Genomic DNA, 25522 nt, shown 5'->3' with positions numbered 1-25522 from the left:
ATTATGCCTCCTTGCTGTTAGGTGCTTTACACAGACGGTCGAGAATAATAGCGACCAGAACAATCGCCAGACCGGCTTCAAACCCTTGGGAAATATTCACCGTGTTGAGGGCGCGAATGACGGGTTTGCCCAGACCATCAGCGCCAACCAGAGCGGCAATCACGACCATTGACAGTGACAACATGATGCATTGAGTAATGCCAGCCATGATGCTCGGCAGGGCCGCCGGAAGTTCAACTTTGAACAGCAGCTTCATCCGGCTGGCACCGAAAGCTTTACCGGCCTCAATCAGTTCTTCCGGTACTTTAGTGACGCCAAGATAGGTGAGACGGATCGGAGCGGCGATGGCGAAAATGATGGTGGAAATCAGTCCGGGTACAATACCCAGTCCGAACAGAACCAGAGTCGGGATCAGATAAACGAATGTAGGTACCGTCTGCATCAAATCCAGAATCGGGCGCAGCACGGTATACAGCCATGGTCGGTGCGCAGCCATGATGCCAACCGGTACACCGATCAGGACCGAAATCGTGGTGGCGGCAAAGACCAGGACAAAGGTTTCCAGCATCTCCTGCCAGTAACCCAGGTTAAGGATCAGTAACAGTGCGGCAATGATAAACACCACCAGAGACAGGCTGCGATGCAGCCACCAGGCCAGTGCTGCGGTGACAATGATAGGGACCGCCGGCGGGAACCATTTGAAGACATCGACTAACACCATAATGATGTTTTCCAGTACGAAAGAGATGGTATCGAATACGCCCGAAGCATGCAGAGTCAGCCAGTCCACACCGGCTTCCATCCAGTGGCCTAACGGAATTTTGTGATCGCTAATCATAGTGTGCAGTTCCTTATAGCGGGTGGCTTGCGCCACCCGGCGGGGTTATACGTCAGAGTTGAGATAATCAGTTACGGCTTTCTCCGCTGGCTGCCCATCACGTGTGGTGACATCTTTCAGCCACGGGGTCAGCACTTCAGGATGCTGACGCAACCAGTCTTTGGCGGCTTGTTCAGGGCGTTGGCCCTGATTGAGGATGGCTTCCATCAAGCTGTTTTCCATCTCGAGGCTGAATTGCAGATTGTTGAGCAACTGGCCGACATTGGGACATTGCTCGGTATAGTCATGGCGGACGTTGGTGTAGACGTTGGCACCGCCATAATTAGCGCCAAAGTAATCATCTCCGCCGCTGAGGTATTCCATTTCGACATTGCTGTTCATCGGGTGCGGTGCCCAGCCAAGAAATGCGATCCACTGCTTGCGGCGTACCGCACGTTTTACCTGCGACACCATGCCGGCTTCACTCGATTCCACCAGGTCAAACTGTTTGAGATCGAACGCATTGCTGTCAATCATTGACTGGATCAGGCGGTTGCCGTCGTTACCAGGCTCGATACCGTAGATGCGGTGCTTAAACTGATCGGCATGCTTGGCAAGATCGGCAAACGATTTGACCCCGGCGTCATAGACGTACTTAGGTACGGCCAGGGTGTATTTGGCACCTTCCAGATTGGCGCGTACCGTTTCTACCGAACCATTATCGCGGTATTTGGCAATATCACCCTCCATGGTCGGCATCCAGTTGCCCAGGAATACATCAATGTCGCCGTTGGCCATGGAAGAGTAGGTAACCGGTACGGACAACAGGTCGGTTTTGGTCTGGTAGCCCAAACCCTGCAATAACTCGGTGGTGACAGCCGTTGTTGAGGTGATATCGGTCCAGCCGACATCGGCAAAACGAACGGTATCGCAGCTGTTAGCATACGCGTTGATTGACAGCAGTGTGGCTGCTGTGAAGGTCATGACTTTACGCATTGATCTGTGTCCTTATTTTGTTATCAATTCCACACCGGATTGCGTGTCGAGCGCACGCTGCGGTGTTGTTTCTCTCTGTTGGGTCTGCCAGTGCGGGGCTATCCAAACCGGTAATTTTTCGGCGGGGAGCGGCGTGTTACCCAGCACCATGTCCGCGGCCCGTTCCGCGACCATAATGGTTGGTGCGTTGAGGTTACCGTTGGGTATGGTCGGGAAACACCGAGGAGTCGACCACACGCAGTCCGGCAATGCCGCGTACCCGGCACTCTTCATCCAGCACGGCCATCGCATCATCGGCTGCGCCCATTTTGCAGCTGCACGACGGGTGGTAAGCACTTTCGACATTCTGTTTTATCCAGGCATCAATCTCAGCGTCGCTGCTGACCGCGTTACCCGGTTGAATTTCATCCCCGCGGTATTGATCCAGTGCCGGTTGGGCGAGGATTTCACGCGTGAGGCGGATGCAGTCGCGCCAGTCCTGGATATCTTGCTGCTCGGACAGGTAACGGAACAGAATGGCCGGTTTGTCGGCCGGATCGGCGGAGCGAATCCACACCCGGCCGCGACTGAGCGGTTTATTCGGTCCGACATGAACCTGAAAACCATGACCATCAAACGCGGTGCGTCCGTCATACCGCATGGCAGCAGGTAAAAAATGATACTGCAGATTTGGCCATTTCAGACCGGCTCGCGAGCGGATAAACGCACAGGATTCAAAGTGGTTGGTGGCACCCAACCCTTGTTTGGTTAGCAGCCATTGCGCGCCAATCATGCCTTTACTGACCAGGCCCAGTTTGCTGTTAAGAGTGATCGGCTGTTCACAGCGATACTGGAAATAGATTTCCAGATGATCCTGCAGGTTCTCACCGACACCCGGCAGTTCGTGTTCGACTCTGACCCCGGCATTTTCCAGAACGTCACGCGGACCGATACCAGACAGTTGCAGCAGTTGCGGCGAACCGATGGAACCGGCACAGGAGATGACTTCCCGCTGTGCGGTGGCACGTTGCACCTGGCCGTTACGCTCAAACTCAACCCCGGTCGCGCGTTTACCGCTCGCAGATTGGGTGTCGAGCAGGATCTTACGGGTCAGCACACCTTTCAGCAGGGTCAGGTTGGGACGCTTAAGGGCCCGGCGCAGATAGGCGTTGGAGGTCGAGGCTCGTACTCCGTTGTCGACCGTCATGTGCATCGCGCCAAAGCCTTCCTGCTGGTAGCCGTTATAGTCCTTGGTGTACGGATAACCGGCTTGCTGCCCGGCATCAATGAATGCCTGGTAGAGCGGGTTGAGCTCCATGTCATTACCGTTACAAGTGGCCAGCGGGCCGTCAGCGCCGCGGTATTGATCGCCGCCGCCGCTCCAGGTTTCCGCCTTTTTAAAATAAGGCAGGCAGGAGGCGTAGCCCCAACCGGCCGCACCATGCTGCTGCCATTCGTCGAAATCACAGGCGTGACCGCGCACATAGACCATACCGTTGATGGACGAGCTGCCACCCAGCACTTTGCCGCGCGGGCAGTGCAGGGCGCGTCCGTCCAGGCCAGGTTCAGGCAGGGATTCAAACTGCCAGGCGTATTTGGCACTGTTCATCGGGTATGAGAGTGCGGTCGGCATCTGGATGAAGACGCTTTTATCACCGCCGCCGGCTTCCAGCAGCAGGACCGAATGTTCACCGCTGGCGCTGAGGCGATCCGCCAGTACACAGCCTGCAGAACCGGCGCCGATAATGATGTAATCAAATGACTGAGTCATAACGGCTCCTTAGGCATACGGACCAGCAAAGTCGTCCAGTTCAATCAGGACACTTTTGGTCTGGGTGTAATGGGTCAGGGTTTCGATACCATTTTCACGCCCGATACCCGATTGTTTGTAACCGCCGACCGGCATTGGTGCCGGAGAGTCACCCCAGGTGTTGACCCAGCAAATACCGGCCTGCAGCTGGTGGATCACGCGGTGCGCGCGTGACAGGTTCTGGGTGAATACCCCGGCGGCCAGACCATAATGGGTGTGATTGGCGCGACGAATCACGTCCTGTTCATCACTGAATTTGAGTACCGCCATCACAGGACCAAAGATTTCCTGCTGGACGAACGCCATGTCATCGTGGCAGTCGGTAAATACCGTTGGCGCGACGAAGTTACCGTTCGCCAGGCCGTTATCGGTGACCTGATAGCCGCCGGTCAGCAAGGTGGCACCGCTGCTTTTGGCGCTTTGGATCGCATCCAGAACTTTGTGCATATGATCGCGCGAGATCAATGCGCCGATTTGCGTTTGCGGATCTTGCGGATCGCCGATGATCAGTTTTTCGGTGCGAACTTTGAGCTGATCAATGAAGTCGTCGTACAGGCTTTCATGGACAAAAACCCGGGTTCCGTTGGTACAGACTTCGCCCTGGGTATAAAAGTTAGCCACCATGGCCGCTGATACTGCCTGGTCGAGCTTGGCATCTGCGAACACCAGCAGCGGTGATTTACCACCCAACTCCATGGTGACCGATTTTAGTGTGCGCGCACTGTCGGTCATCACCGCTTTACCGGTACCGGTTTCGCCGGTAAATGACACTTTGGCAATTGCCGGGTGGGCCGTCAGCATCTGGCCGACACGACCATCGCCCTGCACGACGTTAAATACGCCGTCGGGCAGTCCGGCTTCGCTGAAAATCTCTGCCAGTTTCAGCGCTGTCAGCGGTGTTTCTTCCGAAGGCTTGAAGATCATCGCGTTGCCTGCTGCCAGCGCAGGGGCCGCTTTCCACATTGCAATTTGAATCGGGTAGTTCCAGGCGCCGATACCGGCACAGATACCGAGCGGCTCTTTGCGGGTGTAAAAAAACTGATTGGCGCTGAGTGGTTGCTGTTCACCCTGCAGAGCGGGTGCCAGACCAGCAAAATATTCAATCACGTCGGCACCAGTGGCGATGTCGACACAGTCTGCTTCCTGAATCGGCTTACCGGTATCGAGTACTTCCAGTTGCGCCAGTTTCGTCATTGCGCTCGCGCAGCAATCGCACTGCGTTGAGCAGGATCCGGCTGCGTTCCACCGCGCTCATCGCTGACCAGACAGCAAAGCCGGCCTGAGCGGATTCGATCGCCTGTTGCACGTCCTGCTCGCTGGCAAGACCCAAAACAGCCAGTGGTTCGCCCGTTGCCGGGTTATATGAGGTAAACGTTTCCCCGGACGACGCGCGTTGCAGCGAGCCGCCTATATAAAGTGATGCTTGTTCCATGTGAAGACCTTGTGGTTAAAGACCTAACTTGTCATAGGTGCGTGTTGCGCCAGTTGTATGTCTAGGTAATCGTTAATTAACAGTCGGGCTTGCTCGGCACTGATCCCGGCAGGGTTCAGTGCGCCGCGCAGCCAGATTCCATCAATCAGAGCAGCGATCCCGTGCGCCACCTGATTAGTGCGGTGGCGGGGCAGAAGAGAATTCAATTCAATTTTAAGGTGTGATAGCAGACGCTTTTCGTTGACACGTTGTAAGCGATGTAATTGTTCGTCATGCATCGAATAGGTCCAGAATGCGAGCCAGGTTTTCACGACCTGACTTTCGGCCTGAAAGCCTAAGAAGTTGGCATTGACGATGGCATTGATACGCGCCTGATGAGCATTTTTCGGCAGTTTGGCCAGTGCCTGAGTGACGGTAATGGAATGTTCTCGCAAAATGGCGCGCATGGTTTCTTCCAGCAGGCCATGTTTGCCACCAAAGTAGTGATTGATGATCCCGGTTGAGACACCGGCTTCGCGGCTGATCAGCGCGATGCTGGCCGCATGTAAACCCACTCGCTCTATGACTGCCATCGTGGCCTGAACCAACTGTGGCTTGCGTATGTCTGGCATTCCTACCTTGGGCATCTGCACTCCTTATCATTTTTAATTGAACGATTAGTTAAATATAACTTAGCTAAAAAATAATTAGATCTCAAATCAATTTATTGAGTATTTAGTATCCTATACAGTATGCTTCTATGGTTAATTTAAATAAAAACAACAAGTTAATTGTTAAATATTTTTTTCATTCGAGGTGGAAAGTTTTGAATTGTATACAAGTGACAAAAAGTGACAGGCAAAAAAAATGGTTCATCGCGGATTGGCGGGAACTTAAAACAAAAACGGTAGTAAGTGATAAGGTTACATCGCCAAACACAACCTTACACAAACTACCGTTTTCATGCCGAATCATACTTTCCTATCCTCGTTCTGGGAAGGCTTTCATGTCGTAAAGTCTGTACAAACGTCTTCTCTCATCACGATTACTCTCCAACCCAGCACGACTGCTCGATGTTCATGTGGGCAACATGTTCAAGCCATACATGATTATCAGTGGCGCACGATTAAGGAAGCGACGATTCTCGGCGTACCCGTCGAGCTATCCCTACAAACAAGGCGTATAAAGTGCCCTGACTGCGGTATCAAAACCGAATCTATTTCTTGGCTTGAACCTTTTGCTCGCCTGACTAACCGCTTAAGACGTTACATTGAGCAGTTGCTGCCTCTTCTTCCTATCAAACATATCGCCCAGATGACGGGGGTTCATTGGCATACGATTAAGGCGATAGATAAACGTCGGCTACAACATGCGGTGCCAGAGGTTAACTGGGCAGAGCTGAGACAGCTGGTCATGGATGAGTTTGCTCTCTTCAAGGGACATCGTTATGCCACTGTTATCGCGGATGCTAAGACGCATCAAGTGCTTTGGATAGGCGTTGGACGCAGCCGAAAAGATATCCGTCCCTTCTTTGAATTACTCGGTGAGCATGGCCAGAACATAGAAGCGGTTGCAATGGATATGAATACGGCTTTCGACCTCGAAGTGCAGCGACATTGTCCTAACGCCCGCATTGTGTACGATTTATTCCATGTGGTCGCAAAATTTGGTCGGGAAGTGATGGATAGAGTCAGAGTTGACCAAGCTAATCAACTCAAACAGGACAAGAAAGCGCGCCAATGGGTGAAACGTTCACGCTGGGTTCTCCTCAAAAACAGAGGTAATTTAGACAGTAAACAGGAGAGCTATCTGAGTGAGATACTGAGTATGAACAAAGACTTAATGGTGACGTATTTACTTGGCTCTCAGCTAAAAGAGTTATGGAGGTGCGAGTCAGAAAGCGAAGCGGAAGACTTATGGGACGTATGGTGGGAGCAAGTTCAAGAAAGCGGGATCAAGCCGCTTATGGACTTCGCGAGAAAGCTCAAACCGTATCTTCATGGCATCGTTGCTTCTGCAAGCTACCCACTCAATACCTGTACGCTCGAAGGGATAAACAACAAGATAAAGTTAATCAAACGAATGGGCTACGGCTACCGAGATATCGATTACTTTTTTTTAAAGATAAAAGCGGCTTTCCCCGGAAAGCCGCGATGAACCAAAAAAATCCCCGAGCCGGTAAGGCTCAGGGACAAACAGTCGGATGTGACGGGTTATGGATGCTGCAGTGGCCGGGTGGCTTGTTGCAGCCAGGCTTTCACCTCTCCGTCGACCAACGGGCTGACTTCCTGCCACACCGTTTGATGATAGTGGTTGAGCCATTTCAGCTCAGGCTTGGTCAGCATGTTGATGTTAATCGCGCGTACATCGATCGGGCAGCGGGTCAGCGACTGGAAACCGAGCACAGAAAAATCACCCTGAGTGGCAAATTCGCTGACCAGCTCGAGGTTTTCTATCCGGATACCAAAACCGTCTGCGCGGTAGTAACCCGGCTCGTTCGACACCACCATTCCGGGGCGCAGTGCGACCGGATTATAGACTTTACTGATGCGTTGTGGCCCCTCGTGGACGCTGAGGAAATGGCCGACACCGTGGCCGGTGCCGTGATCATAATCGTAACCGTGTGCCCACAGGTGCTGACGCGCCAGTGCATCCAGCTGGTGGCCGCAGGTCCCTTGCGGGAATCGTGCTGTTGCCAGAGCGATGTGGCCTTTCAGTACCAGAGTAAACTGCTGTTTCATCTCGTCACTGACTTCGCCGATGGAGATGGTGCGGGTGATGTCTGTGGTACCGTCACTGTACTGGCCGCCTGAATCGACCAGATAGAGGCTGTTCATACTCAGCTGACCCGGCTGTGGCTGGTTGATGTGATTGTAGTGACACATGGCGGCGTTACTGCCAGCCGCCGAGATGGTATCAAAACTCAAATCAGCCAGGGTCGGGTCGAGTTCGCGCATCGCCTGCAGTTTATCAGCCAGTACCGCCTCATTGTGCAGACGTCCGGCTGCGACTTCGCTGTCGAGCCAGGCGAGAAATTTAGCCATCGCCGCGCCATCACGAACATGGCACGCTTTCATTCCGGCCACTTCAGTGGCGTTTCTTGGCCGCTTTAGGAAGCAGGCAAGGGTCGGCATCACTGACCAGCTCAGCGCCGGCGTTTTGCAGGGTGAGGGTAAACCAGGCATTGCTGGTGGCCGGATCCACTAACACGCGGCGTCCGTTCAGGGCTGCGAGCTGCTCAGGCAGATCTGCAGGTGAATGGACACGAACACCCGGACCGACATGTTCGGCAAACCCCGGCGCCAGACGAGCCGGATCGAGGAAGAAATCGACGCTGGCATCGGCATGGATGATGGCGTGTGACAGCAGAACCGGCAGGCGGGACACGTCCAGACCACGAATATTCAGCAACCAGCAGATGGAGTCAAGTTCGGTTAAAATAGCGCTATCTACCGACTTTTGGCGTAGAATTTCGGCGATTGTGTGACGTTTTTCGCTGCTGGATACACCGACCAGTTCATTGCCCATCAGGCGCATGGCGGAAACCAGAGGCTGCGGACGGTCATGCCACAACTGATCAATCGCGTTATGGTCAGTGGCGATCAGCTGCAGTTCGCTGCCCAGTGTGGTTTGCGCCGCTTTCAGCCAGCTGGCGCGGTGCATGCGCGGGTCATAGCCGATTTTACTGCCTGCCGGCAAGCTCTGTTTCAGCCAGGCCAGATATGGTTCTTCAATCAGGTGACGGTATTCAAACCATTGTGCCGGAACCTGTTTGCGTACCTGAACGGTATAACGGCCATCAACGAAAATTGCCGCTTTATCCCGGGTGATCACGGCGGCACCTGCCGAACCAGTGAAGCCGGTCAGCCAGTGCAGGCGTTCATTGTGAGCCGGCACATATTCGCCGAGGTATTCATCTTCGTGAGGTACGATCAGAGCGTCCAGACCTTGCTGGGTCAGCCAGTCACGCAGGGCGGTGACACGTTGGGAAATAGAATCGGGCATCTGTGATTATCCTTATTAATATCCTTACTTACGGTGCATGGATTACACGTCCGGGACGGAGCGAAATAAGCTACTCCTTTTATTCTGGCTGTGCAAATGTACGCCATGCGGCGTGTTTAATGAAATATCTGCCGGGTTACTGACTTTGGCGCAGGTGCAACGTTTTGCTGTAAATGATCTGGCGCAGCCAGCTCAGAGCCGGGTCGTTATCACGGTCGCGGTGCCAGAATAAAGTATACGCCATCGGCGGGAATTCCAGCGGCAGGGGCAGTACGGCCAGGCCCATCTGTTGTGCCACCAACTGGGTGAAATGGCTTGGCGCAGTGAAGACAAAGTCGGTATAGGTGCACAGACTGGCGGCGCTGTTAAAGTCCGGCACAGTAATGGCAATGTCACGTTCCAGTCCCTGATCGGCGAGGCGGTAGTCGAGCAGCCAGCGATCGTTGCCGTCACAGCGCACCTGGACATGACGCAGTGCCAGATATTGCTGCAGATTCCACGGTTGCTGCAGGACCGGATGGTCACGGCGCACCACACACATCTGGGTATCGCGATAAATTTCCTGCTCGCAGATATCGCCCGGCGGCAACATGGTCAGACGGGCATCATTAATATCGATATCTTTGCCGGTCAGGCCTAAATCCAGCTCACCTAGTTGCAGTTTTTTAAAGGTCTGCTCGCTCCAGGTGTGAGTGCTGATGTTGATGTTCGGTCCCTGGTTGAAAATGGCCGGCAAAAAGTGGGGCAGGATCAGTGAGTAGACGCTTTCCACCGCGGCAATGTGAAAGCGGTATTCGCTCGATTTGGGACAGAACTGCTCCGGCTGGGTGATCAGCTCAAGCTGATTGACCAGAATATCCAGCTTGGGCTGCAGAAATACTACCTTTGGCGTCGGTTTGAGGCCGTGTGAAGTACGTACGAAAAGTGGGTCGTTGAACTGCTCACGCAGTTTAGCCAGTGATTTACTGACCGCTGACTGGCTCAGACATAACCGATGGGCAGCGCGGGTGACATTGAGTTCTTCACTGAGCACTTTCAGGCACACCAGTAGGTTGAGATCGATGCGGGCTAGCTTTTCAATCTTCATCTGATTTTCCCAAATGGAATAATAGGGATGATTATAAGCCATTTTTACTCATATCATGCTTGATTTATAGTTCGCTGCGAGATCTTAATCACTGAAGTTGGAGTAAACGTGAGCGTGACGCAATCTGCTGGTCCCGGCAAACTACAAATGGTGCTGCTGACCCTGCTGGTTCTTTTCAGCCCTTTGGCCATTGATATTTATCTGCCCGCCTTACCGCAGATTTCGCAGACGTTTCACGTGGAACACGCTCTGGCCCAGGATACGATCACCTGGTTTCTGTTTGCTATGGGTATCGGCCAGTTGTTTGCCGGACCGTTAGCGGACAAGCTCGGTCGTCGAAACTGTTGCATTAGGAGGGATAGGTATCTACGCGTTGAGCGCTTTATTGGCGTGGAGTGCTCAAAACATCGAGTGGATGCTGACGGCCCGTCTGCTACAAGGCTTAGGTGCATGTGCAACATCGGTAGCAGCCTTTGCAACAGTTCGCGATATTTTTGGCCCGCATCGCAGCGGTAAAATGATCAGCTACCTCAACGGGGCGATCTGCTTTATTCCTGCTCTGGCGCCGATTCTCGGCAGCTGGCTGACCCAGCAGTTTGGCTGGCGTAGCAATTTCAGCTTTATGGCCGCGTTTGCGATTGTGGTCGGACTGCTGATGCTGGTCACTATGCGTGAAACCAACCCGACCACAGACAAGCAGGCAGTGTTTAAACTCAGCCGCTACTGGTCAGTGGTTAAAACACCGTCTTTCCTGTTTCATGCCAGCTTGTGTCTGTTAGCGATGGCGGTCATTCTGGCCTATGTCACCTCGGCTCCCGTGGTGCTGATGACCAACCTGGGGCTGGACATGAACCAGTTTACCTTCTGGTTTGGTATCAACGCGGTGATCAATATTGCCGCTTGTCTGACGGCGCCGCGCATTATGGACCGCTTTGGCACCCATACTACGCTGGTGATGGGTATTGTGGCTCTGCTGGTGGCCGGGGTGACCATGTTGCTGCTGGCTCAGGTGGCGACTCCATTCGCGTTCATGCTGCCAATTTTTATCTCTTCAATGGGTTTTGCCTGGGTGCTGGGTGCGGCTGCCGGTAAAGCACTGGCGCCGTTTGGTGATAAGGCCGGTACAGCGGCCGCTTTGTTAGGTCTGTTCCAAATGAGTGGTTCGGGTCTGGTGGTCGGTCTGTTGCAGCGGTTAGACTTGCAACCGCAGATGCTGATTGGTTTACATATGTGGCTGATCGCGCCGGCGTTGTTGGTTCTGTTTTCGAAAGTCGGGCGCGCCTGGCATCGGTGGGCCCTGGACTCTTAGCCTGAGTTGCAGTGTAAGCTTGGGTAAATTCACCCTAAGGGCTATTTTCTAAACGACACAACGCGTGTATATTGTGTTTTCTTTCGTTCTTTAGAATAACTCTTTGGAATCTCTATACGATGTCTATGACGACCTACGAAATGGCTCGCATCTGGGAACAGCTTGATGATTCACCAGAAAAAGTCATGTTTGGTAAATTGCTTGCGGAGTTGGGCAATCAAAGTAGCGAGCGCATTCGCAGCGCAGCGAAACAAGTTCCGCTGCCGGTACTGCGTGATCTGGTTTACCAGTTTCAGCAAGTGATCGATTCGCGCAAGCATGAACAGGTTGATCTGCTGGCAAAAGAGCTGGCTAAACAGGGCATCTCCGCCGACGAGTTGCTCAGCTACCTGAATAAGTAATCGCTCTCGGGACTTTGCTGGTCCGCAATAGAGCTGAAATGATAAGCCCGGGCATTGCTCCGGGCTTTTTGCATTCTGGCTGATAAGAGGAATGACGACGGGTAAGTCGTGCCTGGCGTACATCCTGCCAGTATATGTGGTGAGTTTGGCTGTTTCAGGGATTGACGTTGCGGTTGATCGGGTTCTGCAGCGAAATCAGAGTTTCGGTTGACTGCACTTCGTCAATCGCCTGCAGTTTATCGATCAGGACATACTGCAGCTCTTCAATTGACCGGCACATTAGTTTGACGAAAATATTGTACGCCCCGGTGGTGTAATACGCTTCGACCACTTCATCCAGCGCATTGAGCTTGGCCAGCGCCGAGTGGTAATCGCGCGCAGCGTTCAGGTTGATACCAATAAAGCAGCACACGTCGTAACCGAGCTTTTTGGTGTTGACCACCACCTCGGTGCCCTGAATGATGTCGGCGGCTTTCATCTTTTCTATCCGAACATGGATGGTGGCAGGACTGACATTAAATTGTTTCGCCATCTCCGCGTAGGGAGTGCGTGCGTCATCCATCAAAATCTTCAGAATCGCACGATCCAATTCATCCAGTTTGGTTGAAGCTACTTGCATATAAAATCCTGGCGGTTGTTCAACGGTTGAGTATTACCCTGGCTGAGGAGAGCAGATATTATTCTGAGTGATATCATTAATTGCTGATTGTGCCAAGCGATGCCGCGACCTGAGATGTTTTTTCGCGCTCTGTCCGGCACTTCCAGGCCCTGCAGAAACCTTTAGCCGCGCCGGACAAAATCGGCTAAACTGGCGCCCAATCTAACTTTCTCTTTGCTGGAGTAAGACCTTGCAGCTACAACTGATTTGTGAAGCCCCGCACCGTGCCCTGCAATTGCAGGATATCGCGCAGCGCTGGCAGTTAATCCACGATGCCAGCAGTGCGTTTGCGCTGGTTCTGACCGAAGAGCGTCTTGAGCTGCGTAAAACCGATGAACCGAAACTGGGCGCGATTTACGTCGACTGGGTGAGTGGTGCCGTGGCGCACCGGCGTAAATTCGGCGGTGGTAAAGGGCAGGCGATTGCGAAAGCGGCCGGGCTGAATAAAGGCGCAACTCCGACAGTGCTGGATGGCACAGCCGGATTGGGCCGCGATGCTTTTGTGCTGGCTTCGCTGGGCTGCAAGGTGCAGATGGTGGAGCGTCATCCGGTAGTGGCGGCGCTGCTCGATGATGGTCTGGCCCGTGCCCGAGAGGATGCGGAGATCGGTCCCTGGGTTTCAGAGCGGGTCAGTCTGCTGCATGCTTCCAGTCATGACGCGCTGGATAAACTGGCTGACGATGCCAGCTTCCAGCGTCCGGATGTAGTCTATCTTGACCCTATGTATCCCCATCCGGAGAACAAGAAAAAATCGGCTCTGGTCAAGAAAGAGATGCGTGTGTTCCAGTCGCTGGTGGGCGCCGACCACGACGCCGATGGCTTGCTGGCACCGGCGTTGCAATTGGCGAGCAAGCGGGTGGTGGTCAAACGTCCGGATTATGCTGACTGGCTGGCCGGGCAGAAACCGAGTATGGCGATTGAAACCAAGAAAAACCGCTTTGATGTGTATGTCCTGGCGGCGATGGGTGAATGATCGGCTGAGCCTATTTGCCTGCTGTCCTCCGTCTTTTAAGGCCCTCAGTCTTTATCGACATGGATTCACCCGCCGCAGTTATTAACATTCTTGACAATCAGAGCTTGCGTTTGGTCGCGCCCGGCGTTATATCTAACTAAGAATTATTCTTATTCTTACCGGAGCGCCACCTTATGGCCACACGTCTGTGTAAATTAAATCGTCGCGATATTGCCGCCTCACTGGATGACATTCAGGCTATGGTTGCACAGCCTGGTTACATGTGCCGCTCTTGTGCCCGTTCCTGTGCGGATAAGTCGGCGTTGTGCAAACCCCAGGCGCTGGCCAAGCAGCACACTCAGCCAGCGTCACTGCTGCCGGTGGTCAATGTCGACAGTAAACCAGCCAAAGCGGCCAATAAGGCGGCGTTAAAGCTGGCGAAGAAAACGCTTAAAAAGCAGAAAAAGTACCATAAAAAGCTGGAGAAGGTGCTTAAAAAGCAGCGTAAACTGATGCGAAAGCAGCAGGCGTTGCAGTCTAAATTCAGTGTATTACAGGGGGCGGGGTCCGATTTGAACGTCACTCCGGCGCTCGATGCAGGTTTCAGTGCGCAGATGCATTAATTGTCTGTCTCACCATCAAAAAAAGGCCCGCTGCTGATGCAGTGGGCCTTTTTGTTTGTCCCGGTCGCGCGAGTCATGGTTGAATCATGGGCACGCGGCGGGCTGCGATTTAACGGCTGGCGCGCTGGTAGCTGAGTTCGGCACGGCGTTTGACCCAGGTTTCATTGACCCACAGCGACAGCAGGATGATGGCGCCGCCAATCAACAGGCGCGGCAAATCGACATCCCGGTTCCAGATCAGAATATTGACCAGCAGACCGGCTGGCACCAGGGCGTTATTCATAATTGCCAGCGCGCCGGCATTAACCAGGCAGGCGCCGCGGTTCCAGGCAAAATAACCGAAACCGGAAGCAATCACACCCAGGTAAAGCAGAATGCCCCACTGCAGATGGGTGGTCGGCAGTCGCTCCGGGTTACCGAGCAGCAGGAAGGCCACACTGGCGACCACGAAACGCGCCAAGGTAGAAGTAACCAAAAATGGTGCGTTGTGGCAGCTCAACCTGTTCTTTTTCCATCACATATTTGTACAGCACCTGGCCGATGGCAAAACAGATGTTAGAGCCCTGAACCACCATAAAGCCGAGGAAAAAGTTTTCATTCACACCGGCAAATTTAATTACTGCCGCACCGGCCACAGCAATCGCAGCCGTCACCAGATACCAGGGTGAAAAGCGCCCTTTGAGCAAATCATAAATCAGGGTGACATAAATCGGCGTGAAAACGGTAAACAGCAGCACTTCCGGTACCGAGAGCAGCTCGAACGACGGGTAGTAGAAACAGTACATCAGGCCGAGCTGAAAACCACCGGCTGCCATCAGTTTCAGCGCCAGTTTGCCCGGCACCTGCTTAAATTTGAGGAAAGGTAGAAAGACGACACTGGCCAGTGCAATCCGGATCCAGACCGAAAACCAAGCGTCTACCTGACCAGCGAGGTAAACACCGATCAGGCTGAACGAAAAGGCCCAAAGAAGGGTCACTGCAGACAAATAAATCATGATTAAAACGTTTCAATCGAAAAAGTGCCTGCAGTGTAACTGAGTTTTAAATCAGCGTCAGTCTTTGAGTGGCACTACCAGCAGGTCGACAGGTGAGCAATTAATAAGCTGACGGGTCGAGGAGAGCAGTTTGCTCCAGAAATCCTGATGATGGCCGCAGACAACCAGGTCAATCTGGAACTCTTTGATGGTATCGCACAGTTCGTTGTTGAGGTCACCGCTGCCGACCAGGGTGTGTTTGATCGGGAAATTAGCGTACTGAGCCAGTTTCCTGTAACTGCTTTTGTGAGGTTTCCATCGAGTGATGCTGGGTTTCCGCCAGATTGATATCGATAAGGCCGGTGTACAGTTCGGCGTAATTGACGTCGATATGAACAAAAGAGATCTCAGCATTGAGAGGCGTAGCCAGTGCAACCGCTTTGTCGATCAGGTGTTTGCTGTCTTCTGAAAGATCGATAGCAACTAAAATGTGTTGATAGCTCATAATGCTCGCTCCTAGTCAGTAATCCACTACAGATTAGCACCTCGTCACGGAAATTTTTGCCATCCGGATCAAATATCCTTCGCCATTGGTGTAGGTCACCTCACAATAGCGACTGAACATGTTATAGTCAGGTCAGTGATTTATAACGTATTAGGAGCCCCCGATGTTATCGCAAGCTATGGTTGATCAACTCAATGATCAAATTAATCTCGAATTTTTTTCATCCAATCTATACTTACAAATGAGTGCTTGGTGTGAGGACAAAGGATTTGATGGTGCCGCTGAATTTTTACGCGTCCATGCCGTAGAAGAGATGCAGCACATGCAACGTCTGTTCACTTACGTGAGTGAAACCGGTGCAATGCCTATCCTGGGTGCGATCGCAGCGCCAAAACATGATTTCGCGAGTCTGGGTGACGTATTTCGTGAAACTCTGGAACATGAGCTAATGATTACACAGAAAATCAATAAACTGGCACATGTGGCGTTCACATCTCAAGATTACTCAACGTTTAACTTCCTTCAGTGGTACGTGGCGGAACAACACGAAGAAGAGAAGTTGTTTAAAGGGATTGTAGATAAGCTGGATCTGGTTGGTGAAGATGGTAAGGCGTTGTTCTTCATTGACAAGGACCTGGCAGCATTGGCAAAAGCAGGCTCATCTTCGGTAATGGATGCCCCCGCTGGGTAATCATCTCAGCAAAAAGACCAATTGAAGCGATCGTCTTTTTCTCTGGGCATACTTACTCGAGGTGTAGGGAGGAAAAGATGATCAGTGGAGATATTCTTCTATTAGCGCTAATGATAGTAACCGGAGTCAACGTGTTACGTTACCTCACCGCGTTACGCTCACTCATTTATATCATGCGCGAAGCCCATCCGTTGCTTTATCAGCAAGTGGATGGCGGCGGTTTCTTTACCACGCATGGTAATGTGACCAAACAGGTGCGTTTGTACCACTATCTGAAAAGTAAAGAGTATCACCATCACCATGATCCGGTTTTCACCGGCAAATGTGACCGGGTGCGTGAGCTGTTTATCCTCTCCACCACCTTGGTGGTCGTGACGACAGTCGCGTCATTTATGCTGTAAAACGGTCAATTGGCAAGCGGGGTTTTTGCCGTTAGAATACCGCCCCGAGTGAGTAAGGATGTGCGCTGCACATCCTTTTTTATTGCAGTTGAGTGTGGAAATTATGAGTGAAAAAGTCGATGTGGTGGTCATTGGAGCCGGTGCTGCCGGGCTGATGTGTGCGGCCGAAGCCGGTAAACGGGGCCGTCGGGTGCAGGTCATCGATCACGCCAAAAAACCGGGACGCAAAATTCTTATCTCTGGTGGCGGGCGCTGTAATTTCACCAACTACGATGTCTCGGCGGCGAACTACCTGTGCCGCAATCCGCATTTTGTTAAATCGGCGCTGTCGCAGTACACCAACTGGGATTTTATCGCCATGGTGAGCAAGTACGGCATCGACTTTGAAGAGCGCGATCACGGTCAGCTGTTCTGCCTCGATTCAGCCAAAGATATCGTCAATATGCTGTTGGCCGAATGTGATCAGCCGACCATCAGTCAGCGTTATCAGGTTGAAACGCTCGAAATTGCCAGGACGGAGAGCGGCTTTAGCCTGCATACTTCGGCGGGTGACATTGAGTGTGAGTCACTGGTGGTGGCGACCGGTGGTTTATCGATGCCGAAACTGGGGGCGACTCCGTTTGGTTACAAGGTGGCTGAGCAGTTTGGTTTGGCGGTCCACACCACTACAGCCGGCCTGGTGCCGTTTACCCTGCATGTCGAAGACAAAGACGCTCTGGCCGAGTTATCGGGCATTGCGGTACCGGCAGAAATCCGCGCTGAATGCGGTCAGGTATTTAAAGAAGCGCTGTTGTTTACCCACCGTGGTCTGTCGGGACCGGCAGTGCTGCAGATCTCCTCGTACTGGAAGCCGGGGCAGGCTGTCACCATTAATCTGGTGCCGGACGTGGATGTGGAAGAGCTGCTGACCCGCTCACGTGACAAGCATCCGAACCAGAGTCTGAAAAATACTCTGGCACGAGTGTTGCCAAAACGGCTGGTGGAAGTGCTGATTGAGCGTCAGCTACTGAGCGACAAACCGCTTAAACAGTTTAACCCCAAAGAACTGGCACAGATCACCACCACACTTGAGCAGTGGCGTATTGTGCCGAACGGCACGGAAGGTTACCGCACCGCAGAAGTGACCCTGGGCGGGGTGGATACCGATGCGATTTCCTCCAAAACCATGCAGTGTATCAGCGTGCCTGGGCTCTATTTTGTCGGCGAAGTGATGGATGTCACCGGCTGGCTGGGCGGCTACAACTTCCAGTGGGCCTGGTCGAGCGGTCACGTCGCCGGACAATGGGTGTAACTGTCTAGACACAAGAGTCATTGCCAGAAAGACGACTGCTTGCTATGTGCCGCCGGGATTGATGATCTCCGGCGGCTTTGTTTTTATCCGCCGCTGAGCGCTGCGCTGCTGAGGTGACGGCGCCGCTCGCTCATTACCAGCAGCAGGCGTTGCAGGGCAATAAAGCTGAACAGCAGAATCCCGACAATGATTTTGGTCCACCACGAGCTTAAGGTGCCATCGAAGGTAATGTAGGTCTGAATCAGGCCCTGAATCAACACGCCAAACAGCGAACCAAACACAGTGCCCACTCCGCCTGACAGCAGTGTGCCGCCAATCACCACGGCAGCAATCGCATCCAGTTCCACACCGACCGCTGCCAGCGGGTAACCCGCTGAGGTATAGATGGAAAACACGATTCCGGCGCAGGTGGCGAGAAAGGTCGACAGCATATAAATACCGACAGTTGTGCGTTTGACCGGCACCCCCATCAGGGCGGCAGACGCGGCATTACCACCGACGGCATAGACGTTGTTGCCAAAGCGGGTGCGGTGCGCCAGCAGGATACCGGCAACCACTATCACCAGCATTACCACCGCCATCAGACTGAGACGGCCGCCGCCGGCAATATGCCAGGCACTGCGTGATAACTCGCGGTACACCGGGTGCTCAATCGGCAGTGACTGCTCGGAAATCAGGAAACTGACCCCGCGCAGGAAAAACATCCCGGCCAGAGTGACAATAAACGCCGGGATCTTGAGAGCATCGATCACCCAGCCCATCAGGCCGCCAAACAGTGCGCCCATGATAAGTACCAGCCCCATGGCCAGATACGGATGCAGGCCCCAGTCTCCGATCACAGTGGCGAGAAATACCCCGCTGAAGGCCACCACTGAGCCAACCGATAAATCGATACCGCCGGATAAGATCACAAAGGTCATGCCGACGGCAAGAATACCGAGAAAGGCGTTGTCAGTCAGAATGTTACAGATGACCCTGGTGGACAAAAAGGCCGGAAATTCCACCATGCAGTACAGGTAACCGAGCAGAAACACGCCGATGGTGATTAACAGCGGAAAATGACGTTGCATCATGATGATTTCCTCTTCAGCAGCTGCAACACCGCCGGTGATTGCAGAATCAGTACGGTGAGTACCACCATGGCTTTGACAATGTGATTCCATTGCGGCTGATAACCGGACAGCAGAATCCCGGTATTAATACTCTGGATAATGAAGGCGCCAACCAGGGTCAGCAGCAGGTTGAAACGGCCGCCCATCAGCGCTGTGCCGCCAATGACGACCGCCAGAATGGCATCCATTTCCAGCCACAGTCCGGCGTTATTGGCGTCTGCACCACGAATGTCCGCCGCGACGATAATGCCGGCCACAGCAGCCATGACGCCGCTCAGCATATAGACAGACATCACGATCGCCGGGGTATGGATACCGGCGTTTTTGGCCGCCCGGATATTGATACCCACTGATTCAATAAACAGACCGAGCGCGGTTTTTTTGGTCAGAGCCCACAATGCCAGGGCACTGAGCAGCAGCAGTACAATCGGCGTTGGCAGATAGAGCAGCGAGCCGCTGCCAAACCAAGCCAGGCTGGTGTTACTGAAGGTGACAATCTGGCCTTCGGTGATCAGCTGGGCGACGCCGCGTCCGGCCACCATAAGGATCAGCGTGGCGACAATCGGCTGGATTTTACAGATCGCGACCAGAAAGCCGTTCCATAGTCCGCACAGCACGCCGGACAGCAGGGCACAGAGCAGAATGGTGCCCGGCGCGTAGCCTTGTTGCGCCATACTGGCCAGCACAGCGCCGCTGATCGCCATCACCGCACCGACCGAGAGATCAATCCCGCCAGTGGCGATGACCAGGGTCATGCCCAGAGCCAGCAAAGCGACCGGGGCTCCGCGATTAAAAATATCGATCACGCTGCCAAACAGGCGGCCATCCTGAATATGAATGGAGAAAAAGTTATCGGCGATCAGGGCATTGATAACAAACAGCAGGACCAGCGCGGCCAATTGCGGTGTGCCTTTGGGCAGCGATCCGGAGCGGTGGTGCTGCTTGCCCAGCACCGGGGTGTTGAGAATGGTCATAACGTCTTCCTTACATCGCGATAGCTTGCATGATGGCCGGTACAGAGAGATCCCCAGTGGTGATTTCCGCCACCTGACGCCGGTCTTTCAGCACTAGTACCCGATCGGCGTAACCGACCAGCTCTTCCAGCTCAGAGGAGATCACCAGCAGGGCGAGGCCGTTGGCACACAGACTTTCAATCAGATGGATGATTTCGGCGTGGGCACCGACATCGATGCCGCGGGTCGGCTCATCCAGAATGAGAAATTTGGGTTTGGTCAGCAGCCAGCGTGCCAGCAGCACTTTTTGCTGGTTGCCGCCGGAGAGAAACTCAATCGGTTGTTCAATATCCGGCGTTTTAATCTCAAGCTGGCGCACAAAACGTTGTGCGATAGCGTCCTGCTCCTTACGCGGCACCGGCTTGAACCAGCCACGCTGCGCCTGCAGGGCGAGAATGATGTTTTCACGCACGGAGGCGGCACCTATGATGCCATCGGTTTTGCGATCCTCCGGACAGTAGCCGAAACCGAGTTGCGCGGCGTGACGGGCTGAGCGGATGGCAACCGGCTGTCCTTTCAGGCGACATTCGCCGCTGTCGCTGCGCTCGATTCCAAAAATGACCTGCGCGGTTTCAGTGCGGCCTGAACCGAGTAAGCCGGCCAGGCCGACGATTTCACCGGCATGTACTTTGAGGTCAAACGGGGCGATACAGCCCTGTTTGCCAAACTGATGAAATTCCACCACAGGTTCATCACTGAGGCGGGTTTTACCGGCCCGTTGCAGAGCACTCTGGTCGAGCTCGCGCCCCAGCATCATTTTCACCAGCTCCAGCTGGGGCAGCTGAGCGGTGTCACGGGTGCCGATAAGCTGACCGTTACGCAGCACGGTAATACGGTCGCTGATTTCATACACCTGATCGAGAAAATGGGTAATAAACACTAGGCTGATACCACGTTGTTTCAGCTGGCGCATGATGGTAAACAGCATGGCGACTTCGTTGCTGTCGAGGCTGGCGGTCGGCTCATCGAGGATGAGTATCTTGGCTGACAGCGAAATGGCGCGTGCGATGGCAATGACCTGCTGTATCGCGACCGAAAAATGATTGAGCGGCTGGCTGACATCAATATCGAGTCCGTAACTGCGAACGATATCGTGGGCTTCTCTGGCCATAGTGCGGCGATCGACCAGGCCCCATTTACGTGGTTCATTGCCGATAAACAGGTTGTCCATCACCGTCATATTAGGTAGCAGGTTGACCTCCTGATACACGGTGCCGATCCCCAGTTGCTGGGCGTGAGCCGTGTTGTGCGGCGTGATGGTCTCGCCGTCGAGTTCCACTGTGCCGCCGTCGCGCTGATAAACCCCGGTCAGAGTTTTCACCAGGGTCGATTTACCGGCGCCGTTTCTCACCCAGTAACGCCATGATTTCGCCTCGCTGCAGGGTGAAATCAACCTTATCCAGTGCTTTCACTCCGGGAAAATATTTGCATATCCCGCGCGCACTGAGCAGCGTTGGTGATTGGTGTGCTAAAGACATAATCGCTCCCGAAGGTGCCCGTTGGGCCGGGCACCGCTGAATCTGTCACTCACGCTGACCGTGAGTGACTTGGATAAGCCAGTTATTCAGATCTGTGATGACCACATCACATCAGTAACCCAGGTTTTGTTTCAGCTCCAGTTGCGACTGGGCGTCATCCGGCAGATACAGCTTGGATTCGGTCACGATTTTTTTGGGAGGGACGGTGCCTTGGTCTTTCAGCGCAATCAGGGCATCAAAGGCAGGACCGGCCATGTTCGGCGTCAGCTCGACGGTGGCGTTGGCCTCGCCGTTAAGCATGGCCTTAAAAATATCCGGCACCGCATCAATAGAGACAATGACGATATCGCTGCCCGGTTTGAGGCCGGCTTCTTTAATTGCCTGAATAGCGCCGATCGCCATGTCGTCATTGTGAGCAAACACCGCGCAGATATTCTTGCCGTTATTTTCCGCTTTGATGAAACTCTCCATCACTTCTTTGCCCTTGCTACGGGTAAATTCACCAGACTGGGTACGGACTATCTGCACGTTGTCAGCCTGTTTCAGCGCGTCGGCAAAGCCCTGCTTACGGTCAATCGCCACGCTGGCACCGACGGTACCCTGCAGCTCAACCACGTTACAGGCTTTGGTGCCGACTTTATCAATCAGCCACTGACCGGCGACTTTACCTTCCAGTACGTTGTCAGCGGTGATGGCGGTGGTATAGAGCGAGTCATCTTCTACGCTGATACCGCGGTCGAGCAGGAAGACCGGAATGTCATAGTCACGGGCCTCTTCCAGAACCGGCCCCCAGCCAGTCTGTACCACAGGGGCGATAAAAATGGCATCCACGCCCTGGGCGATGAACGAACGGACCGCTTTGATTTGGTTTTCCTGTTTTTGCTGTGCATCAGCAATTTTGAGGTTAATCCCGCGTTTTTCTGCTTCTGCTTTGGAAACGGCGGTTTCGGCGGCGCGCCAACCGGATTCAGAACCGATTTGCGAAAAGCCGACGGTAAGGGTGTTGGCCAGCAGTGAACCGGACATCAGTACCGCACTGACGGAGGCAGCTAAAGAGAGTTTTTTTAACATGATTTATTCCCTATCTTGTTGATTTTTTTGTTTCACTCTCGGAGTAGACGTATGGTTTTTAGTTATCTGGCGCTGGGGTTTTAGAATGTGTTATCAGCGGGTCAGATATGAGAGTGAGTTAATAATAGGTTGATCAATTGTTAATCAGATAGAGCTCGGTCACAGAAAGGTTTTGCCAGCAAATATGTCCATTTTATTAGCATTATTGCGCAGTTTTGCTGTTATTCGCCGCCATTTCGCCGCGAGTCGTGATAATGGGGCAGGCTGAATGGTGTGAATGAAAAGCGGCGCATAAAAAAGCCTCCTTATTGCAGGCAATAAGGAGGCAAAACAGCAGAAAGTTCCCCACTTACTGCGATTTCTGTTTGTAGCGGTCAAAAATAACGGCTGCCAGCAGAATTGCGCCGCGCACGACATATTGGGCAAACGGTGACATGTTCAGCAGGTTCATCGCATTTTCAACGGTGCCTAGGATCAGCACCCCGGCAATCACATAAGAGACTTTACCTATGCCGCCTTTGAGCGATACACCACCCAGAACACAGGCTGAAATTACGACCAGTTCGAAACCGACCGAGGTCATCGGCTGACCGCTGGTCATGCGCGCCGCCAGAATCACCCCGGCCAGCGCTGAGATAAAGCCGGACACGGTGAAGATGATCATCTTGGTTTTGACGACGTTGACGCCGGCCAGACGGGCTGCTTCTTCGTTACCACCAATGGCCAGGGTGTTACGGCCATACACGGTGCGGTTGAGCAGGAAAGCAAACACCGCGAAAGTCACTATGGTCAGCCAGATCGGGGTCGGGATGCCGAGCAGGGATGAGTTCCCCAGCGCAAAAAAGCTCTCTTCGGTAATGCCGACCGCTTTACCGTCGGAAATGATGTAGCCCAGACCGCGCGCGATTTGCATCGTCGCCAGGGTAGTGATCAGCGCGTTAATCTGCAGTTTGGCGATCACAAAGCCGTTCAGCAGACCAAACATTACGCCGGACAACAGACCTGCCCCGACGCCGAGCACCACGCTGCTGGTGGCGTTGATCGCGACTGCTGTCACCACGCCGGAGCAGGCAATGACCGAAGCCACGGACAGATCGAGATCGCCACAGGCGAGACAAAACAGCATCGCACAGGCCACCATCCCGCTCATGGAGATAGCCAGGCCAAGGCCTTTCATATTGATGAAGGTAGCAAAGTAGGGCACAAACAGCGCGCAGAGCAGAAACAGGCCGGCAAACACGATCAGCATGCCGAATTTGTCCCAGATCTTGGCGAAGTTAAAACTTGAGCGGCCAGGCTCGCTATCGATCACTTTGGTAGGGTTGGATAAAGACATAACATTCTTCCTCAGGGTTAAGCTGCGACAGCTTCATTGCCCAGCATCGCCAGACGCAGGGCCGCTTGTTCATTAAACTCGTCCCGCTGCAGTTCACCGCTCACGGCACCATCTTTCATCACCAGCAGGCGGTCAGAAATACCAAGTACTTCCGGTAAGTCGCTGGAAACGACCAGCACGGTCACGCCGTTTTCAGCCAGCTTAAAAATCAGTTCATAAATTTCCGATTTGGCGCCGACATCGATACCACGGGTCGGTTCATCGAGCAGGATCACGCTCATTGCCGTCGATAACCAGCGGCCGAGAATCACTTTTTGCTGGTTGCCACCCGACAGCTTGCCGATCGGTTGTTCCAGGGAAGAGGCTTTGACATTGAGTGCCTCTTTCTGGGTCTGGGCGTTGCGCTTTTCCCATTCAAAGTCGATCAGGCTGTTGAATTTCAGGTACCAGGGGCGGGCACTGATGTTTGTGTTTTCCTGCACTGACATGATGGGTACGATGCCGTCAGCTTTTCGGTCTTCCGAGCACAGGGTGATACCGGCACGAATCGCATCCTGCGGGGTTTTGATACCGATTTTGACATCATGCAGGTAGAGATCGCCGCCTGTTGCGCGTTCAGCGCCGAAAATCAGCCGGGTCAGTTCGGTACGGCCGGCACCGACCAGACCAAACAGACCGAGGATTTCCCCCTGTTTGATGTCGAGCGAGACCGGCGCGCTTAGCCCCGGCCCCTGGAAGTTTTCGATGCGCAATCCGCTCTGGCCATGCTGGCGTCCGCGGTAGTTATAAATGTCGTTGATTTCCCGTCCGACCATCAGCTCAACCAGGCGATCGTGGCTCAGTTTCGCTGAGATCATCAAAGGTCTGCACGTGAGTGCCGTCTTTAAAAATGGTGATCGCATCGCACAGATCAAAGATCTCTTCCATGCGGTGCGAGACATATAAAATGATTTTGCCGTCATCACGCAGTTCGCGAATCACCTTAAACAGGTTTTTAATTTCCCGTTGTGACAGGCTGCTGGTCGGCTCGTCAAAGGCGATGATTTGCGCGTTGCGACTCAGCGCTTTGGCAATCTCAACCATCTGCCACTGACCAATCGAAAACTCTTTCAGCGGCCGCGACGGGTCAAAGGTTTCACCCAGACGTTCCAGTTGCACCCGCGCGTTGCGGTTGAGAGTGTCGTTATCCACCCGGCCGTTTTTGGTCGGCAGCTGACCGAGGTAGATGTTTTCCGCCACACTCAGTTCCGGCACCAGGTTGAGTTCCTGATAAATAATTGCGATGCCTTGTTCCAGCGCATCATTGGTGGAGTCAAACAGGTGCTCCTTGCCGTCGATCGCCAGGTGACCGTCGGTTGGTTTATGGAACCCGCTCAAGGTTTTCAGTAACGTCGATTTTCCGGCACCGTTTTCACCCATCAGAGCATGCACGCTGCCGGCATTGGCGCGGAAGCTGATATTACTCAGAGCCTTAACTCCGGGGAAATGCTTGGAAATGTTACGAAATTCGAGATAAGAGGGGGACTTCGCCATAACGTTCTCTCCGTTTAATCCTTTCTCTCCGTGGAATCCGGTGGCGACCGAAAGGCGGTCGCCACCCTG

The 25522-nt window shown here is 53.5% G+C and carries 18 protein-coding genes and 7 pseudogenes; 8 read left to right on the top strand and 17 right to left on the bottom strand.

All coding sequences use genetic code 11. The features are described from left to right. Window position 1: 1 nt before the first annotated feature. The 5 genes and pseudogenes from choW to betI form a co-directional block, all read right to left on the bottom strand. Window positions 2-838, bottom strand: a complete 837-nt coding sequence (gene choW / locus ABDK09_23365; GenBank protein XAW89512.1) for a choline ABC transporter permease subunit — start codon at window positions 836-838, stop codon at window positions 2-4. 45 nt (window positions 839-883) lie between these two features. Next, window positions 884-1813, bottom strand: coding sequence for a choline ABC transporter substrate-binding protein (locus tag ABDK09_23360; protein ID XAW89511.1), 930 nt, complete (start codon window positions 1811-1813; stop codon window positions 884-886). A 12-nt stretch (window positions 1814-1825) separates the two neighbouring features. Further along, window positions 1826-3563, bottom strand: a pseudogene (gene betA, locus ABDK09_23355) (choline dehydrogenase). A 9-nt stretch (window positions 3564-3572) separates the two neighbouring features. Next, window positions 3573-5034: pseudogene (gene betB / locus ABDK09_23350) on the bottom strand (betaine-aldehyde dehydrogenase). A gap of 23 nt (window positions 5035-5057) precedes the next feature. Continuing rightward, on the bottom strand, window positions 5058-5660 hold the full coding sequence (gene betI / locus ABDK09_23345) for a transcriptional regulator BetI (protein ID XAW89510.1): 603 nt from the start codon (window positions 5658-5660) through the stop codon (window positions 5058-5060). A 316-nt stretch (window positions 5661-5976) separates the two neighbouring features. Between betI and ABDK09_23340 the strand changes: the two genes are divergently transcribed. Further along, on the top strand, window positions 5977-7170 hold the full coding sequence (locus ABDK09_23340; GenBank protein ID XAW89509.1) for an ISL3 family transposase: 1194 nt from the start codon (window positions 5977-5979) through the stop codon (window positions 7168-7170). A 56-nt stretch (window positions 7171-7226) separates the two neighbouring features. On the opposite strand, the pseudogene ABDK09_23335 reads toward ABDK09_23340, so the two are convergent. Both ABDK09_23335 and ABDK09_23330 read right to left on the bottom strand, forming a co-directional pair. Next, window positions 7227-9018, bottom strand: a pseudogene (locus ABDK09_23335) (aminopeptidase P family protein). A 136-nt stretch (window positions 9019-9154) separates the two neighbouring features. Then, window positions 9155-10105 carry a LysR family transcriptional regulator gene (locus ABDK09_23330; GenBank protein ID XAW89508.1) on the bottom strand — a complete coding sequence of 317 codons (951 nt, stop codon included), beginning with the start codon at window positions 10103-10105 and terminating at the stop codon, window positions 9155-9157. 147 nt (window positions 10106-10252) lie between these two features. On the opposite strand from ABDK09_23330, the pseudogene ABDK09_23325 reads away from it, so the two are divergent. Then, window positions 10253-11414, top strand: a pseudogene (locus ABDK09_23325) (multidrug effflux MFS transporter). 119 nt (window positions 11415-11533) lie between these two features. Beyond that, the gene (locus ABDK09_23320; GenBank protein XAW89507.1) at window positions 11534-11815 is read left to right on the top strand and encodes a hypothetical protein; all 282 of its coding nucleotides are present in this window, start codon (window positions 11534-11536) and stop codon (window positions 11813-11815) included. 154 nt (window positions 11816-11969) lie between these two features. Here ABDK09_23320 and asnC read toward each other — a convergent pair whose 3' ends face one another. After that, window positions 11970-12434 (bottom strand): transcriptional regulator AsnC, encoded by a 465-nt coding sequence (gene asnC, locus ABDK09_23315; protein XAW89506.1) that lies wholly within the window; start codon window positions 12432-12434, stop codon window positions 11970-11972. A gap of 229 nt (window positions 12435-12663) precedes the next feature. Between asnC and ABDK09_23310 the strand changes: the two genes are divergently transcribed. Further along, complete coding sequence (locus ABDK09_23310) at window positions 12664-13446, top strand: class I SAM-dependent methyltransferase (GenBank protein ID XAW89505.1); 783 nt, start codon at window positions 12664-12666, stop codon at window positions 13444-13446. 173 nt (window positions 13447-13619) lie between these two features. Next, complete coding sequence (locus tag ABDK09_23305) at window positions 13620-14048, top strand: hypothetical protein (protein XAW89504.1); 429 nt, start codon at window positions 13620-13622, stop codon at window positions 14046-14048. 109 nt (window positions 14049-14157) lie between these two features. On the opposite strand, the pseudogene ABDK09_23300 reads toward ABDK09_23305, so the two are convergent. Both ABDK09_23300 and ABDK09_23295 read right to left on the bottom strand, forming a co-directional pair. Further along, a pseudogene (locus ABDK09_23300) lies at window positions 14158-15043 on the bottom strand (carboxylate/amino acid/amine transporter). A gap of 57 nt (window positions 15044-15100) precedes the next feature. Beyond that, a pseudogene (locus tag ABDK09_23295) lies at window positions 15101-15527 on the bottom strand (universal stress protein). 163 nt (window positions 15528-15690) lie between these two features. Here ABDK09_23295 and ftnA point away from each other — a divergent pair. From ftnA to ABDK09_23280, 3 genes are all read left to right on the top strand, one after another. Continuing rightward, window positions 15691-16218, top strand: coding sequence for a non-heme ferritin (gene ftnA / locus ABDK09_23290; protein ID XAW89503.1), 528 nt, complete (start codon window positions 15691-15693; stop codon window positions 16216-16218). Window positions 16219-16295: 77 nt separating this feature from the next. Next, window positions 16296-16619, top strand: a complete 324-nt coding sequence (gene uspB, locus ABDK09_23285; protein ID XAW89502.1) for a universal stress protein UspB — start codon at window positions 16296-16298, stop codon at window positions 16617-16619. 103 nt (window positions 16620-16722) lie between these two features. Further along, window positions 16723-17910, top strand: a complete 1188-nt coding sequence (locus tag ABDK09_23280; protein ID XAW89501.1) for an NAD(P)/FAD-dependent oxidoreductase — start codon at window positions 16723-16725, stop codon at window positions 17908-17910. An 83-nt stretch (window positions 17911-17993) separates the two neighbouring features. On the opposite strand, the gene yjfF is transcribed toward ABDK09_23280, so the two are convergent. The 7 genes and pseudogenes from yjfF to araG all read right to left on the bottom strand — a co-directional run bounded on the left by yjfF (window position 17994) and on the right by araG (window position 25453). Continuing rightward, a complete protein-coding gene (gene yjfF, locus ABDK09_23275; protein XAW89500.1) occupies window positions 17994-19073 on the bottom strand; it encodes a galactofuranose ABC transporter, permease protein YjfF in 1080 nt (359 codons plus the stop codon). Next, window positions 18980-19996: a galactofuranose ABC transporter, ATP-binding protein YtfT gene (gene ytfT, locus ABDK09_23270; protein ID XAW89499.1), complete on the bottom strand. Its 1017-nt coding sequence runs from the start codon at window positions 19994-19996 to the stop codon at window positions 18980-18982. The genes yjfF and ytfT overlap by 94 nt, the downstream gene beginning before the upstream one ends. Window positions 19997-20006: 10 nt before the next feature. Continuing rightward, window positions 20007-21386, bottom strand: a complete 1380-nt coding sequence (locus ABDK09_23265; GenBank protein XAW89498.1) for a sugar ABC transporter ATP-binding protein — start codon at window positions 21384-21386, stop codon at window positions 20007-20009. Continuing rightward, the gene (locus ABDK09_23260) at window positions 21367-21513 is read right to left on the bottom strand and encodes a hypothetical protein (GenBank protein ID XAW89497.1); all 147 of its coding nucleotides are present in this window, start codon (window positions 21511-21513) and stop codon (window positions 21367-21369) included. Before ABDK09_23260 ends, ABDK09_23265 begins: the two co-directional genes overlap by 20 nt. Before the next feature lie 111 nt (window positions 21514-21624). Next, on the bottom strand, window positions 21625-22584 hold the full coding sequence (gene ytfQ, locus ABDK09_23255; GenBank protein XAW89496.1) for a galactofuranose ABC transporter, galactofuranose-binding protein YtfQ: 960 nt from the start codon (window positions 22582-22584) through the stop codon (window positions 21625-21627). 349 nt (window positions 22585-22933) lie between these two features. After that, window positions 22934-23920 carry an L-arabinose ABC transporter permease AraH gene (gene araH / locus ABDK09_23250; protein XAW89495.1) on the bottom strand — a complete coding sequence of 329 codons (987 nt, stop codon included), beginning with the start codon at window positions 23918-23920 and terminating at the stop codon, window positions 22934-22936. A 17-nt stretch (window positions 23921-23937) separates the two neighbouring features. Continuing rightward, window positions 23938-25453: pseudogene (gene araG, locus ABDK09_23245) on the bottom strand (L-arabinose ABC transporter ATP-binding protein AraG). Between the last annotated feature and the right edge of the window lie 69 nt (window positions 25454-25522).

It is taken from the genome of Vibrio sp. CDRSL-10 TSBA (assembly GCA_039696685.1).
Lineage (GTDB): Bacteria > Pseudomonadota > Gammaproteobacteria > Enterobacterales > Vibrionaceae > Vibrio.
Note: the sequence above shows the minus strand (reverse complement) of the source record. Positions and strands in the feature narration are given on the sequence as shown.